Raw genomic sequence first — 15,313 nt, forward strand, 5'->3', positions numbered from 1 at the left:
CCTCTCCTCGTCCGTCGAGCGGGGCCGTCCGGTCCCACCGCCTGGCCCACGCTGCCCCGCGCACAACGGCAGCGGAAGGGATCAGCGCCAACACTGTCAGCCCGGAGGATGACGACGGGTCCGCACGGGTGTGCCGGCGGACAGCGACTACTCACCTTGGTGATGGTCATGGGGATATGAGCAGTAGCGACGGTTGCCGACGATGGAGATCTATATCTGTCGCGTGGTCCTCGACTGCGAGCTCCTCGGTCAATTCCGAGCTCAGTCGTGGTTAGAGCCGCCCTGGCTAGGAGGCGCGATGTCCGTCACGTCACAGACCGATGAAAGATCGGACCACACCAGCGGAGAACCGAAGACGATCACAGTGCTGGGGGCGGGCGTCGCAGGCCTGGTCGCCGCTTACGAACTGGAACGGCGGGGGCACCGGGTGCGGATCCTCGAGGGAAGCAACCGCATCGGCGGCCGGGTGCACACGTACCGCTTCGGCAGCGCCAAGGGCGCTCAATTCGCCGAACTCGGCGCGATGCGGATTCCGATAAGTCACACGCGCGCACTGCATTATATCGCCAAACTCGGGCTCCTGAACCAGGTCCGCGAGTTCCGGACCATCCTGTCCGACGACGATGACCTGCTGCGCGTCAAAGACGGCGGCTATGTCCGGGTCCGCGACGCGCCGAAGGCGCTCGTCAGCGCCCTCGACCCAGGGCTGACCGAACACGGCTACCGGTACAACACCCTGCTGTTCGGCTCATGGCTGAACGCGTGTCTGAACGCCGTCGCGCCGGCGCAGTTCCGGGACCACCCCAACGTAAACGCCGACCTGCTCGACCTGGTCGACCGGATCGATCTCGAGCCGTACCTGTGCGGCGACAGCGGGTCAAAGGTGGACCTGCACTCCGTCTTCGCGGACCACCCGTACCTCCGGTCGGTGTGCTCCGGCCGGCACGAGCGCTTCCTGGATGACGTGCTCATGGAGACGAGTAACGCGATCTTTCGCCTACGCCACGGCACGGATGCGCTCACCGACGGGCTGGCGGCGAAGATCCGCGGGCCGCTCCTGCTGGGCCACGAGGTGGTCGGGCTGTCGGTCCGAGACGACGGCGTGGTCGTCGGGGTACGCCACGGTGGCATGACCAGTTCCTGGCACTGCGACTACGTGCTGTGCACGATTCCCTTCCCCGTCCTGCGGAGGCTGCGGCTGGACGGATTCGACGACGACAAGCTGAGCGTGATCCACGAAACCCAGTACTGGCCAGCAACCAAGATCGCATTTCACTGCCGGGAGGCATTCTGGACCGCAGACGGGATCACCGGTGGCGCCTCGTTCACCGGCGGGCTGGTGCGCCAGACGTACTACCCTCCCGTGGAGGGTGACCGGTCGCTGGGCGCTGTGCTGCTCGCCAGTTACACCATCGGCCCCGACGCGGAGAAAATCAGCAAGCTCGATCCGGTGACCAGGCACGAGGTCATCGTGACCGAGGTGAGCCGGATGCACCCCAGGCTGCGGGAACCCGGCATGATCTTAGCAACGGTGAGCCAGGTGTGGGGTGAGCACCGGTGGAGCCGGGGAGCAGCCACCATCCGCTGGACACAGGACGCCGCCACGTGCGAGGAGCAACGGCAGGCGGCGGCGCGGCCGCAGGACCGTCTGTTCTTCGCGGGCGAGCACTGCTCGTCGAAACCGGCCTGGATCGAGGGGGCGATCGAGTCGGCCATCGACGCCGTGCACAGCATCCAGTGGCACGAGCCGTTCTCCGGCCGCAGGTCGGCTCAGCGCCTCCGGCGGGTGGTGTGAGCATCTTCGACCTGCCGCGCCTGCACTTCACCGGTGCCGGTACCACCCAGTGTCCAACCGGTCCGCGCAATGGCCGCCTTGACCTGGCGACGAACACGGCGCTGGGGGCCGACGGAACGCCGTTCCCCCGCGATCGGCCACCGCAGGAGTACGACGGCCCCGTGGGGGAGCACTTCGCCGGCAACGGGCACTTCGCGGTCGACGCCGTGGTGTCGGGTGTCGAGTTGCGCGCGGGAGCGGTCGACCACACCGATCCTGTGGTGGGGCGCTGCGTCGACATGTGGGGGCACTACAACGAGTACCTCCAGACGACCGTCAACCGTGCCCGGGTCTTCGACGTCGACCCGTCGTCGAACTGGACGACCACGCTGATGGTCGGCCAGTTCGGGTTTGGCCGGGCCGGGCGCTCGCACGACACCGGGTACGCATGCACCGGCACCGTGCACGGCTTTCAGCCGCCGAGGTGGCACGACTTGCGGCGGGGCGGTTCCGTTGTGCACCAGTTCGTGGTGACGCGTGCCGACCTGACGTGGCCTGACGACGGCGGCGGCTCCCCCGCCGTCGAAATCCTGGGTTCGGCGCTCCGGTCGGGCGCGGACGGTCTCGTCGTGCAGTTCGCGCTCATCACCCCGTCGACCCCGTGCGCCCCGAATGCCCCGAAACGCTGGGACCTGCGGGGAACCATCGCCCCGTGGCGCAGCACCGAGTCGCGGACCTACCCGGCCGGACGGTTGCTGGTGCCCGCCGACCGAGGGCGAGCGCCGCACATCCTCTCCGTCGATCTGACAGCCGAGGACGTCACACTGAACATGATCACGGCGATCGGTCCGTCGCTTCCCTCCTGCGACCTGGAGCTACGCACGGCGCGCACCGGGCGGCTTGTCGCCGAGGTGTCGCGGCAGGCCTGTGTGGACGCTGTGCGCAGCGGTGGTGTGCTGCGGGTACCGCGAGCGAGCGGATCGGACGGCGCCGACGACGAAGCGCTGCTTGTGGTGTCCGGGCACAACGGTGAGACGGTGTCGCGTGAGCGGGAGGTCAGCCTCCAGGTTGACGACGCCTGCCTGTTCCTGGAGCATCCGCGCGCCACCGACGACCCGGACCACGACGTCGACGTGGTGTTCCGGTCCTTCGTCCGTGGCCGCCCCGCACCCGTGGAAACCGTTTGGCTGCGGCAGTTCGCGAACCCGAGGGCGCTTCCGCTCGATCCGCGCGCCGCGCAGGCCGAGATCGTGCGGCTCCGCCGTGGTGACGACGCGGATGGCTGGTCGAGCACCTGCGTCACGAACACCGACGAGAACGGTGTCGGGCGGTTCACCCTGCGCGGCGCGCAGGCGGGCTCGACCCGCATCCTGCTCACCGCCGACGTCGGCGACCTGGACGTCACGGGGTACGACAACGACGACGCGCTCGGGTTCTGGTCGGCCGCCGGGCACATGTCCGTCCGCGTGCTACCGGACGACTGGCGGCTCGCGGACCGTCCGCAGCACGAGATCACCTTCGATCTGGTGTACCGGGAGGTCTTCGCGCCCTATGAGTTCCTGTACTCGTTCATGCGGGAGGAGGTCTTCAGCCTCGCCGACCGCTGCAAGGTGGAGACCTACGCGAAGCTGATCTGGCAGATGTGCGACCCACGCAACAAACCGAAGACCTACTACATGCCGCCCACGCGCGACCTGAGCGAGCCGAAGGCACGACTGTTGCTGGGCTACCTGAGGGCACAGCAGAAGCCCGACGAGACACTTAGCATCCTGCCTTCGGCGGATCGGTCGGGCAGAGGGATGTCAGGCAGAGGGATGTCAGGCAGAGGGATGTCAGGCAGAGGGATGTCAGGCAGAGGCATCAGGACCCGGGCGGAATTGGTGTCGGCATTGCGCGGCGCCGTGACGCTCGAACTCGCGGTGATGGAGCAGTACCTGTACGCAGCCTACTCGGTCCCGACGCACGGCGCGGGCCTGGAATACGTCCGCAGGGGCGACTGGACCCCGCAACAACGCAGGCTCGCCTGTGGCGACGGCGGCGAAACGCTCGACGACGGGATTCGCGGCACGCTGATCACCGTCGCCCGCGAAGAGATGATTCACTTTCTGCTGGTCGACAACATTCTCGCCGCGATAGGCGAACCGTTCCACGTGCCGAACGTGAACTTCGACACGATCAACGCCGAACTGCCCATTGCGCCGGACTTCTCCCTCGAACGCCTGGATTTCGGCAGCATCCAGCGCTTCATCCTCATCGAACAACCCGACGGCCTGGTCGGTGATGTACGGCTGGGTGACCGCGTCGGCCGGCCGGACCCCCGCCCGCACACCTACTCCTCGCTCAGCGAACTGTACGGCGACATCAGGCAAGGCCTGCAGGACATCCCCGGCCTTTTCCTGGTGGAACCCGGACGCGGCGGTGGAGAACACCACCTGTTCCTGCGGGAGTCGGTCAACCAGCGCCACCCCGACTACCAGCTGGAGGTCGACGACCTCGCCAGCGCCCTGTTCGCCATCGACATCATCACCGAACAGGGCGAGGGCGGTGCGCTGACCGATGGCGCCGCCCAGGCGAAACACTGCGACAAGCAGTCGCACTACGCGGCGTTCCGGGGCGTCGCCGCGCTATTGCGCGACGCCGGCTGGATCCCGTCCTATCCGGTCGTGCGGAACCCGACCGTACGCGAGGGCCGTACGGCGCGCCAGTACGTGACCGATCCCGAGGCGCGGGATGTCATGCAGCTGTTCAACGACGCCTATTTCGTGATGCTGCAGCTCATGGTGCAGCACTTCGGTGCGGGGCACGACACCAGCCTGCGCCGGTCGCGTCTGATGAACACCGCCATCGACGTGATGACCGGAGTCATGCGGCCACTGGGCGAGCTGCTCGTAACCATGCCGTCCGGGTTACGGGGCAGGACCGCGGGGCCGTCGTTCGAACTGGACGCACAACCCGCTTTCCTGTCACGTCCCGACGTGGCGATGCGCGCGGTCGCGCTGCGCCTGGACGCCATGGCCGCCCGTGCCGTCACATGCCCGCTCGTGCCCGCACGGGTGGCCGAGATGAGCGCAATGCTTGCCGACCAGTTGCGAGGAAATTGAGATGCCCGAACCCTTTAATGCGACCGACGTGAAGGCCGACGTGGAGACCGACGTGGAGACCGACGTGCTCATCGTGGGCGCCGGCCCGGTGGGGATGGCGCTGGCGCTGGACCTGGCATACCGCGGCATCGGTCACGTCGTCGTCGACGCCGGTGACGGCGTGGTGGCGCACCCCAAGGTCAGCACCACGGGTCCGCGCTCGATGGAGCACTTCCGGCGATGGGGTGTCGCGGACCGGATCCGCGCCGCCGGCTGGCCGGGCGACCACCCTCTCGACATCGCCTGGGTCACCCGCGTCGGCGAACACGAGATCCACCGGTTCGAACGGGGCACGGCCCGTGACCGTCCCGCCTTCGCCCACACCCCCGAACCCGACCAGGTGTGCCCTGCGCACTGGCTGAACCCCTTGCTGGCGAACGCCGTCGGCGTCCATCCCGACGGTCCGCTGCGCTACCTGCACCGGATCGAGCACTTCAAGCGGGACGTCGACGGTGTGCGCGCGACCGTCACCGACTGCGTGCGCGGGACGACGATGACCGTTACCGCCCGGTTCCTGATCGCCTGCGACGGCAGCTCCTCCCCCATCCGCAAGGCGGTCGACATCGACGCCCCCACACGCCACGAGACGCAGGTGTTCCGCAACCTGCTGTTCCGCGCCCCGCAACTGGCCGGCCAACTCACCGCACGGGGCCACCGCACCGCACTGGTGTACTTCCTGATACGGTCGACTACCCTGCGCTATCCTTTACGATCGCTGGACGGCCGCGGCCTCTACAACCTGGTCGCCGCCGGCGATACGGGCGATACGGGCGAGAATGCGATGTCGATGGTGCGGGACGCCGTCGCGTTCGAGACCCCGGTGGAGCTGCTGTCCGACGGCGTATGGCACCTGACCCACTGTGTCGCCGATCAGTACCGGTCGGGACGTGCGTTCCTCGCGGGCGACGCGGCCCACACCCTGTCGCCGTCCGGTGGATTCGGCATGAACACCGGCATCGGCGATGCCGTCGACCTCGGCTGGAAACTCGCGGCCGAACTCGACGGCTGGGCCGGTTCGCGGCTGCTGGACACCTATGACACCGAACGGCGCCCGGTGGCGCTGGACAGCCTCGACGCGGCCAACACGAATTTGAAGCGCACCACGGACCGGGACATCCCGTCCGACCTGGGCCACAGCACGCCCGCGGGCATGCGCGCGCGGGCTGCGATGGCCGAACGGCTGGCCAGTAGCGGTGCGCACCGCGAGTTCGACGCACCGGACGTCCACTTCGGATTCCATTACCGGTCGCCGATCGTGGTGTCGGACGGCCCCGGCGGGCTCACGCCGGACTGGCGGCCGGGCAGCGATCCCGGCAGCCGCGCCGCGCACGCCTGGATACGCCCTGGGGTATCCACACTGGACCTGTTCGGTCGCGGGTACACGTTGCTCCGCTTCGCGCAGTCCGACCGGCTCGACGGGTTCCAGCGCGCATTCGGCGACCGCAGGGTCCCGCTGCGGACCACCCTGTGCGACGACCAGGAGATCGCCCGGCTCTACCGGTTCCCGTTCGTGCTGGTCCGTCCCGATGGGCACGTGGCATGGCGTGGCGCGGAACTCCCGTCCGCGCCGGATGAGTTGGCCGACGTCGTGCGCGGGGCGGTGTGACATGACGCCCTTCTCCGTTCAGGGCTGGTCGGCCGAGGACGTCGCGAACCCGTACCCGATCTACCGGCGCTACCGCGTGGCGGACCCGGTGCACCAGGCCGCGCCGGGCACCTGGTACGTCTTCGGCTACGACCATGTCGCGCAGACGTTGTCCAGCAGGGACTTCGGCCGTAATGTGCCCGCGCACCTTCCTGCTCGCACCGACCCTGCTCGCACCGACCCTGCTCGCACCGACGCGCTGCGCCGGAGTGTGGAGAACTGGCTGGTCTTCCTGGACCCGCCCCGGCACACGCGGCTGCGTCACCTACTCGCCGCCGAGTTCTCCCCGAAGGTCGTGGCCGACCTGCGTCCGCGTATCGCCGAGATCGCCCGCGATCTGCTGCGGGACGTGAGTGATCGGCGTGAGGTGGACCTGGTGAAGGACTTCGCGGCACCGCTGCCCATACTGGTCATCTCCGAGCTGCTCGGGGTGCCGGCGAGCCTGCGCAACTGGTTCCGCGAACGCGCCGAGTGGTTGCAGCAGGCCAGCTCCGCGCGTTCAGCACGCAACGTTGACGCTTTCGCCAAGGCTGAGACCGCCGCGGGCGAGCTCACCGAGTACTTCGGGGAGGAGGTGCACCGCCGCAAGCAGCCGCGATCCGACCTGATCTCCCTGTTGACACACGCGGATGGACTGACCGCTGATGAGATCACCGCAACCTGCGTGCACCTGCTCACAGCCGGGCACGAGACCACGACCAACCTGCTCGGCAAAGCGGTGCTCGCCCTGATCGCCCATCCGGAACTGCTCGCCCGGCTGCGGGCCGATCCAGGCTTGATGCCCGCTGCGGTGGAGGAACTGATTCGCTACGACCCACCCGTGCAGATGGTGACCCGCTGGGCCACCAGCGCAGCGCTGCTGGGTGGCCGGGAGATTCACAGCGGTGACAAGGTCACGCTCGTGCTCGGGTCCGCCAACCGTGATCCCGACCGGTTTCCAGACCCCGATGAGCTGCGGCTGTACCGGGACACCGCCCGCCACTGCGGCTTTGGTCTGGGCATCCACTACTGCCTCGGCGCCCAGCTCGCGCGAGCCGAAGCGGAGATCGCCCTGTCTGCGCTGCTCGACGTCGTTCCCGGCCGCGCGGTGAGCGGCGTCCGTTACGGCGACGACATGGTTTTCCACGGCCCGGTCCGGCTGATGTTGACCGCCGGATCAGTCGGTGCCGAACTGGATGTGGTGGGCCAGCTGGACCCGGGAGCTGATGTCGAGCTTGCGAAACACCTTGCGCAGGTGAAACGCGACGGTGTGACGTGAGATGAACATCCGGCTCGCGACCTGACGATTGGTCAGGCCCTCGGCGACCAGGGACACGACTGTCTGCTCCGTCTCGGTCAGGCTGGCGATGCCCGTCTTGAGAGCATCACGGCGCTGCCAGTGCCGTTTGACGACGCCGAGCGCCCGAAGCCGGCGGCGTCCGCGCGCGGCGTCGCGCTCCGCCTCGACCGACACATACAGCGCGACCGCATCCTCCAGCCTCTGCACCGCGGCTTCCCGGTCCACTATGAGCAGAGCTTCGCCCAGATCCTCAGCGGCCGACGCACGCGCCCAGAGATCCTCATGCCCCCCGGCGGCCTGCGCCAAGGCCTCGACGTCATCGTGCAGCAGACCCCGCGCGTGTGCTGCTGCCACCACCACCGACGCGACGTCCGGATCGTCCTGCGCGAGCCGGTCCGCCGTGTCCGCCGCCCGCATGGCCCAGTCACGTCTGCCCATCGCCAGCGCGGTCCGCACGATCCACGCTGCGGCGGCCGGTTCCTCGACGAACAGTGCCCGGCAGCTGTCGTCGTCACGACTGATCCATTCGAGCACCCGCAGGCAACCGTGGTAGTCCTCCTGCGCGAGCGCCGACTGTGCCCATGCCCATTCCAGCGCCACCGCCCGCGTTCCGGCCACTTCTGCGGCGGCCCACTGCACCAGTGCGTCTCCCGACGCGTCCGCCACCCGATCACCCCGCCGCAACGCCACCGTGGTCAACACCGCCAGCGCCGCGGGCAGGTGCAGTCGCACCCCGGTCTCCCTGGCCAACGCGAGACACTCGGTCGCCTCGGCCACGGCGCTCGCCGACCGCCCGATGGCGAGGTCGAGCCTGGCACGCATGAGCGTGGGCAACGCGCTCAGCGTGTAGTCGACGTCCTGCTCGACGGCTGCGACCGCCGCCCGCGCACCCTCGATATCCCGCAGTCCGGTCAGGATCGCCGCACGAGCCAGTCGTGGATGACCGAGCCACGTCACCGGAAATCGCACCTCTTCGGCTAGCACCGCGTCACGCGACATCCGCAGCGCGGCGGTGACCATACCCGCTTGCCAGGCCGCCATCGGGCCGGACGCCGGCATGATCACCTGGTCGGCGCCCGGTGGCGCGGTGGGCGGCCCACCCCGCACGGTCACCGCCATCGACCGATTGAGCAGCAGCCGCCGCGACAGGTCGGCGGGCACGCCGGGGCAACTGAACAGCCCGGCAGCCACCTCCGCCGCATCCGCGGGCCGGTCCTGGAGAGTCAACGCGGTGGAGAGCCAATATCGCAGCATTGCGGCCGCCGCCGGTGGCACGTCCCGAGCGATCGCCCCGCTGGCCAGCTCCACCGCCGTGGACAACGGTCCACCCCTGGCGCAGGCCTCCACCGCGATCATGGTAAGCGGCAGCCACTCCTCACTGTCGCCCACCATCAGCTCCAGAGCGCGCACCGCCAGTTCCGCCGCCGCACGCGGCGACGACCGCAGTGTCTGCTCCGCAGCCGCACGCAGCACCTCCACCGTCGCCGTGTCGCCTCGCACCGCTCCGCGCAGCAGGTGTCCCGCCGAGTCGATGACGGAATCACCTCGGGCGAGCAGCATCCTCGCCGCCTGAGTGTGCAACGCACTGCGGACAGGCACCGGAATGCTCCGCAACACCGATTGCCAGACCAGGTCGTGACGAAACCGCATCTTCTCCGCCGCGCAGTCCAGCACATCGGTTGTGAGAGCTTCCCGGAGCGCGGGCGCCAGCACCGCGACCGGCTGCCGCAGCATCTCCGCCACGTCGTCAGGAGCGAACGTCCGGCCCAGGACAGCCGCCACGTCCAGCGCCTGGCGCGTCTGCGGCGACAACGCATCGAACGCACAGCGGACCAGCGTGTCCACGCACTCGGACGCTGGTGTGCTCTGCGACGTGGCGGTGATCTCGTGCGTCAGGCGAGCAACGCCATTCTCGCAGCGCACCAGGCCCTCCCGCACGAGCCAACCGGCCAGCCGGACCAGCGCTGCGGCGTTGCCTTCCGCGCAGGCCACCACCGCGGTCAGCGCAGCGTCCGGCGTGGCGCCGAGCACATCGGAGACCACCGCCACCGCCACGTCGTCGGGCAGTCGGCCCAACGGCAGGTACACCATGGCCTCCCGGTCCTCCGAGAAGCGGAACAACCGTTCGAGCCGGAATGCGTGCCGACCCGAACGATGTGCCAGCACGCACACCAGCGGCCGCGTCGTCACCAGGGAGAACACCATCCCTAACGTCCGGACGGCCGGCTCATCCCACTCGAAGTCGTCCAAGCTGATCAGCAGCGGACCGCGGGCCAGCCGGCGCTCGAGCACGAGACGCGGGTCGGTTATCTCCGTGTCGGCGTCACCCAGCAGACCGGCCAGCGTATCGGGCCGGAAGTCATCGCCCGGGCCGGACCACGCCGTCCGGAAGCCGCGGGCGACCGCCGCGATCTCCATCTCCGTGATCAACGCGGTCTTGCCCATGCCCGCCCTGGCGACGACCGACACCACCGTACCTCGTCCCGCCGTGATCGCAGTGTCCAGGATCGTCACCAGACCAGCCAGTTCGGACTCACGGCCACGCAGCACCCGCCTCGCGCTGTGCGGCCGGGTTCGCCGCCGCGACGTCGTCCGGGCCACCTCGGGGACTGCGTGGCCGACCACGCTGTCGATCCCGGAGCACGGGACATTGCGCCTGTCGACCAAGGTCCACCTCACATTGCCGCTCCCCGTTCACGGACTTTGCCATACGGACGAGTGGCAATCCACTGAAATCGTGGAGAGTCACCACAAAAGAATCTTGACCGGATAAGAAGAGCGCGCTACGTGGCCTCCCGCCACCTTCTACCCGTACCAGGTTGAGGGACGCAAAGAGCTGCCCGCCGTCCCCGCGCCGACCCGGACCATTTCATACCAGAGCCCCTTGGTACAATAGCTCCCAGAAGGACCGAAAGTGTGGCTATCAGAACCGCCCTGGACCGCCGAGTTCCGCCAGCAGACGATCGAGCCCGTCCGGGCCGGAAGATCACCCGAAGAGCTGGCCGGAGAATACGGCCCGTCAGGACAGTCGATCCGTAACTGGATACGCCGGGACGAACGGGAGATCCGCCGGAAGGCGACGGTTTTTTCGCGACGGAGACCGGTCAGAACAGCTGACATTCACCCTGATCAAATCCATTGCCCGGCAAGGGAGGAACGGCGTACGCCGGGGTCGGCGGCGATAAAGGAAAGAAGCTCCTGGCCGGCTGGCCGTCCTGGGTTTACCGGTGTCGTATCCCGGAATTCGTCGCTGTCGGCCATGCCGCCGGTGAGCAGCTACCGACCATACACAACACTCTTGATCATGCGGTTTCCAAGGCTCGTCCCGAGGTGACTGACACTCATCTCCGCGGCTTTGGAGCGCCCGGCAACAGGGGACGCGGCGTCGCGGCGTCGCGGGCAAGGGCATTGCACCGACCCGGGCACGGTTGAGATCATCCCAGAAGCGAGCGCGGTGAGGACAGGGCACCTCGTCCAGACCTCCGGGGCCCGGCCGGAGCGATCCGCACGCCAGACAAGGAGCTCCCGTGAGCGCGATGACGTTCCAAGAAATGACCCCGGTGTCCTTCCTCGAACGAGCAGCGAGGGTTTTCGCCCAGCGGCCGGCCGTGGTGGACGGCGATCTGCGGTACTCCTACGGCGAGTTCTGGCAGCGCGCGCAGCGGCTGGCCGGGGTGCTCGCCGAACACGGGGTACAGCCCGGCGACCGGGTGGCGGTCCTGTGCCCGAACACCCACGTGTTACTCGAGGCGCACTACGGGGTACCGCTCGCGGGTGCCGTGCTGGTGGCGGTGAACACCCGACTGTCCGCGAGCGAAATCGGCTACATCCTGGACCACAGCGGCGTGACGGTGGCCATCGTCGACGCCGAGTACCGCCCGGTGCTGTCGGACGCGCTGCGCGCCGGCACCGGGCGCCCGACCGTGATCCTTGCCGGGGACTGCGGCCCAGGGCAGGACGCCGGGTACGAGTTGCTGCTGGCGGACGCGCGGCCGCATCGAGTGCCGGTAACCGACGAGCGTTCGCTGCTGTCGCTGAACTACACCAGCGGTACCACCGGCCAGCCCAAGGGGGTGATGTACCACCACCCGGCGCCTACCTGCAGGCGGTCGCAATGGCTTACTATGCCACGCTCGACACGTCCTCGCGCTATCTGTGGACACTGCCGATGTTCCACACCAACGGCTGGTGCTTCCCGTGGGCGGTGACCGCGTTCGGCGGCGTGCACCACTGCCTGCGCAGGGTCGATTCCGGCGAGATCTGGCGGGCGATCCGAGACGAGGGAATCAGTCACTTCTGCGCCGCGCCCACTGTGCTCGCCATGCTGGCTGATCATCCTGCGGCGCATCGCCCGCCGTATCCGGTCAAGGTGTTCACCGGGGGGCACCGCCGTGGCCCGCGTTGCTGGAGCGGATGGAGACCTTCGGAATCGATGTACACCACCTCTACGGACTGGCTGAGACCTTCGGTCCCGCCGTCGTGTGCGAGTGGCAGCCGGAATGGGACGGCTCGACCGTGCAGAAACGGGCGCGGTTGACCGCACGCCAGGGAATTGCCAACGTGATCAGTGAACCGGTCCGCGTGGTGGACGCGTCCGGAGGTCCTTGAGGCCGCGGTGGTCGGTGCCCCGCATCCGACGTGGGGCGAGGTTCCGATCGCGTACGTCACCCTACGATCACAGGACGCCACCGACGAGGCGGAACTCATCGACTTCGTCCGGACCCGGATCGCTCGGTTCAAGGCACCGCGCCGGATCATCTTCGGCGTCCTTCCCAAGACCTCCACCGGAAAAATCCAGAAAGCCATGCTCCGTGAACGAGCCATCGACCTGACATTCGGCTAGGAGAATTCCCAGCAGGCCGAACCCCGCCCCCCGTGGGACCGGGCAGTGGGACCATCCCCGGACGGGCACACCGGTGCCCAGGCACGCAAGGAAGGGCGGGGCGGGTTCAAACGGTCGTAGCGACGGTTCGGTGGAGCGTGAAGTGGTCAGGGAGGACCTGCTCGCCCTCGACGCCAAGCACGTCGTGCGGCAGATACCAGCCCACGCATGTCCTCGCCGCTGAACTCGCTCGCCTGGGGCCGTGTGGCGTGCCGGCGCAGCGTCTCCACGTGGAGTCGGACCGGGGCGCGGTGGCAGCGTTGCCGCTGCTCCGTTTCCCCGGCCCGCTCCCCGGCCCGCTCCCCGCACCCGGCGTACCCGTCACCAGGCACCGGGCGGTCCACAAGCCCCGCGTCTACTCGGGTCGTTTACCTCATGTCGTGGCAGCCCATGGGGAGGGAATGGCTGTGCCCCGGTATCGGTATAGCGCGTGGTGGGCACCCTCGCCGGGTTGAACAGTTCCCGTTCCCCGTCGGCTGGCCGGTGACCACCCTGAACTCAGATGATCTCAAGACAGGCGAGCGGAAAGCTCAGCGCCGACCGGCCTCGTCGATACCCGCGAGGAGCTCCTTGATGAGGATCTCGATCTGGTCGCGGATCGGACGGACCGCGTCGACGCCTTGGCCGGCCGGGTCGTCGAGATCCCAATCGAGGTATGCCTTACCGGGGAAGATCGGGCAGGCGTCGCCGCAGCCCATGCTGATCACATAGTCGGATGTCTGCACCGCGGCCGTAGTCAGCACCTTCGGCTTCTGGTCGGTGATGTCGATGCCTACCTCGGCCATGGCGGCGACGGCGGCGGGGTTGACTTCCTCGGCGGGCAGCGAGCCGGCGGAGCGGACCTCGACCCGGTCACCGGCGAGGTGGCGCAGGAAGCCGGCGGCCATCTGGGAGCGGCCGGCGTTATGGACACAGACGAACAGCACGCAAGCAACAGGGCTGGTGGTCACGGCATCCAGCATGCCTCAGCTATTGACAGCGGTCTATGCCTCGGCGCATCCTCGGCCCCGAACAGGTGCTATAGATGCTGGTCGATGTCTGGAGGTCTGTGATGGCGAGAGTGCAGTTGGCGTTGAACGTTTCCGACGTGGACGCCGCGGTGGACTTCTACACGAAGCTGTTCGGGGTCGCTCCGGCGAAGCGCCGGCCGGGGTATGCGAACTTCGCGGTAGATGTCCCGCCGCTGAAGCTGGTGCTGATCGAGAACCCGGACGCCCGGGGCAGCGGGGTCGCCGGGGCGCTCAACCACCTCGGGGTCGAGGTGGAAACCCCCGACGAGGTGACCGCGGCGACCGGCCGACTCGCCGCCCTGGGCATGGCCACGGCGACCGAACAGGGCACGACCTGCTGCTATGCGGTCCAGGACAAGGTGTGGATCGACGACCCGGACGGAGCGCCGTGGGAGGTGTACACCGTCCTGGCCGACGCCGAGGAAGGCCGAGCGGGAACCCTGCCCGACGCCGCTGCGGGAGACGCCGCTGCGGGAGGGCCAGGGTCGGCGTGCGACTGCGGACCGGTCTGCGGCCCGCAGAGCACCGACGCGGGTGAGGTTCTGACCATCGGGTTCGCGTCCGGCTTGAGCGTCTGACCGCGCGATGTCGGGAAAACAGCGGCAGCCAGCGCTCGCGCGGCGACTCGCGGCGGAGGCGGTCGGCAGCATGCTGCTGGCCGCCCTCGTCATCGGCTCCGGGATCGCCGCGCAGCAGCTCAGCCCGAACCAGACCGGCTTGGAGCTGGCGGAAAACGCGGCGGTCACCGCCGCCGGCCTGTTCGCGATCATCCTGATGGTCGGACCGGTGTCCGGCGCGCACTTCAACCCCGTCGTCTCCGCCGTCGACGCCGTGTTCGGCGGGTTGTCGTGGCGGGACGTGGCCGCCTACCTACCCGCCCAGGTCGCCGGCTGCACCGCCGGGGCCGTGCTGGCGAACCTGATGTTCGACCGGGCGGCCGTGTCGATCGCCACTCATCATCGGGCGTCCGGGCCGCATCTGCTGTCCGAGGTCGTGGCCACCGCCGGCCTGCTGCTGGTCATCTTCTCCCTGGCCCGCTCCGGCCGCTCCGAGCGGGCGCCGGCCGCGGTCGGTGCCTACATCGGCGCGGCGTACTGGTTCACCTCGTCCACATCGTTCGCCAACCCTGCGATCACCGTCGGCCGGATGTTCTCCAACTCCTTCGCCGGGATCGCGCCGGCGTCGGCTCCCGGCTTCATCGCCGCCCAGATTGTCGGTGGCCTCATCGGGATCGGACTGATCCACCTGTTCTACCCGCAGCTCACGCCCGCCGCCGCGGCCGACGTCGTCGTCGCCCACCCCGGCAGCGCCAACGGCACCGCCCCACCTGACGGCACCGTACCGGCCACCCGATCGGCCTCGAGAAGTGCGTCCCATGACTGACAACAGCGACCCGGCCAGCGGATTACCGGCCATGGACCCCGCGACCCGCCGCCAGGTGCAGGCCACGCCCCGCCGGCTGGCCTACGACTACGACTACGACTACGACTACGACTACGACTACGACTACGACTACGACTACGACTACGAAACATGCGGATCACCCCCACGGGCGTGGGGACGGCACATGCATCGTTTCCCCT

The 15,313-nt window shown here is 68.6% G+C and carries 8 protein-coding genes and 3 pseudogenes; 8 read left to right on the top strand and 3 right to left on the bottom strand.

The window, feature by feature from the left end; all coding sequences use genetic code 11:
- Positions 1-298 precede the first annotated feature (298 nt).
- From U9979_RS02685 to U9979_RS02700, 4 genes are read left to right on the top strand one after another with little or no spacing between them, the layout of a single operon-like run.
- Positions 299-1,795 carry an NAD(P)/FAD-dependent oxidoreductase gene (locus tag U9979_RS02685; protein WP_322778116.1) on the top strand — a complete coding sequence of 499 codons (1,497 nt, stop codon included), beginning with the start codon at positions 299-301 and terminating at the stop codon, positions 1,793-1,795.
- Positions 1,792-4,875, top strand: coding sequence for a ferritin-like domain-containing protein (locus U9979_RS02690; RefSeq protein WP_322778117.1), 3,084 nt, complete (start codon positions 1,792-1,794; stop codon positions 4,873-4,875). The genes U9979_RS02685 and U9979_RS02690 overlap by 4 nt, the downstream gene beginning before the upstream one ends.
- Position 4,876: 1 nt before the next feature.
- On the top strand, positions 4,877-6,520 hold the full coding sequence (locus tag U9979_RS02695) for an FAD-dependent monooxygenase (protein WP_322778118.1): 1,644 nt from the start codon (positions 4,877-4,879) through the stop codon (positions 6,518-6,520).
- A gap of 1 nt (position 6,521) precedes the next feature.
- Positions 6,522-7,817: a cytochrome P450 gene (locus U9979_RS02700; protein ID WP_322778119.1), complete on the top strand. Its 1,296-nt coding sequence runs from the start codon at positions 6,522-6,524 to the stop codon at positions 7,815-7,817.
- Here U9979_RS02700 and U9979_RS02705 read toward each other — a convergent pair.
- Positions 7,716-10,463, bottom strand: a complete 2,748-nt coding sequence (locus tag U9979_RS02705) for a helix-turn-helix transcriptional regulator (RefSeq protein ID WP_322778120.1) — start codon at positions 10,461-10,463, stop codon at positions 7,716-7,718. The two genes, U9979_RS02700 and U9979_RS02705, sit on opposite strands and share 102 nt — an antisense overlap.
- Before the next feature lie 911 nt (positions 10,464-11,374).
- Here U9979_RS02705 and U9979_RS25030 point away from each other — a divergent pair.
- Positions 11,375-12,681: pseudogene (locus U9979_RS25030) on the top strand (AMP-binding protein).
- 106 nt (positions 12,682-12,787) lie between these two features.
- Here U9979_RS25030 and U9979_RS25035 read toward each other — a convergent pair.
- Positions 12,788-12,947: pseudogene (locus tag U9979_RS25035) on the bottom strand (kinase); the annotation flags it as partial.
- A 303-nt stretch (positions 12,948-13,250) separates the two neighbouring features.
- Positions 13,251-13,670: an arsenate reductase ArsC gene (locus U9979_RS02725; RefSeq protein WP_322778123.1), complete on the bottom strand. Its 420-nt coding sequence runs from the start codon at positions 13,668-13,670 to the stop codon at positions 13,251-13,253.
- A 101-nt stretch (positions 13,671-13,771) separates the two neighbouring features.
- Between U9979_RS02725 and U9979_RS02730 the strand changes: the two genes are divergently transcribed.
- The 3 genes and pseudogenes from U9979_RS02730 to U9979_RS02740 form a co-directional block, all read left to right on the top strand.
- Complete coding sequence (locus U9979_RS02730; RefSeq protein WP_322778124.1) at positions 13,772-14,308, top strand: ArsI/CadI family heavy metal resistance metalloenzyme; 537 nt, start codon at positions 13,772-13,774, stop codon at positions 14,306-14,308.
- 7 nt (positions 14,309-14,315) lie between these two features.
- Positions 14,316-15,113, top strand: a complete 798-nt coding sequence (locus U9979_RS02735; protein WP_322778125.1) for an MIP/aquaporin family protein — start codon at positions 14,316-14,318, stop codon at positions 15,111-15,113.
- A pseudogene (locus tag U9979_RS02740) lies at positions 15,106-15,313 on the top strand (hypothetical protein); the annotation flags it as partial. The gene U9979_RS02735 and the pseudogene U9979_RS02740, both read left to right, overlap by 8 nt.

The organism is Protofrankia sp. Cas4, assembly GCF_963555915.1.
Taxonomy (GTDB): Bacteria; Actinomycetota; Actinomycetes; order Frankiales; family Frankiaceae; genus Protofrankia.

Excerpts from the sequence above, each read along its gene's own strand:
- U9979_RS02685 (WP_322778116.1), top strand. The coding sequence starts at position 299 with ATGTCCGTCACGTCACAGACCGATGAAAGATCGGACCACACCAGCGGA.
- U9979_RS02695 (WP_322778118.1), top strand. The coding sequence starts at position 4,877 with ATGCCCGAACCCTTTAATGCGACCGACGTGAAGGCCGACGTGGAGACC.
- U9979_RS02700 (WP_322778119.1), top strand. The coding sequence starts at position 6,522 with ATGACGCCCTTCTCCGTTCAGGGCTGGTCGGCCGAGGACGTCGCGAAC.
- U9979_RS02730 (WP_322778124.1), top strand. The coding sequence starts at position 13,772 with ATGGCGAGAGTGCAGTTGGCGTTGAACGTTTCCGACGTGGACGCCGCG.
- U9979_RS02735 (WP_322778125.1), top strand. The coding sequence starts at position 14,316 with ATGTCGGGAAAACAGCGGCAGCCAGCGCTCGCGCGGCGACTCGCGGCG.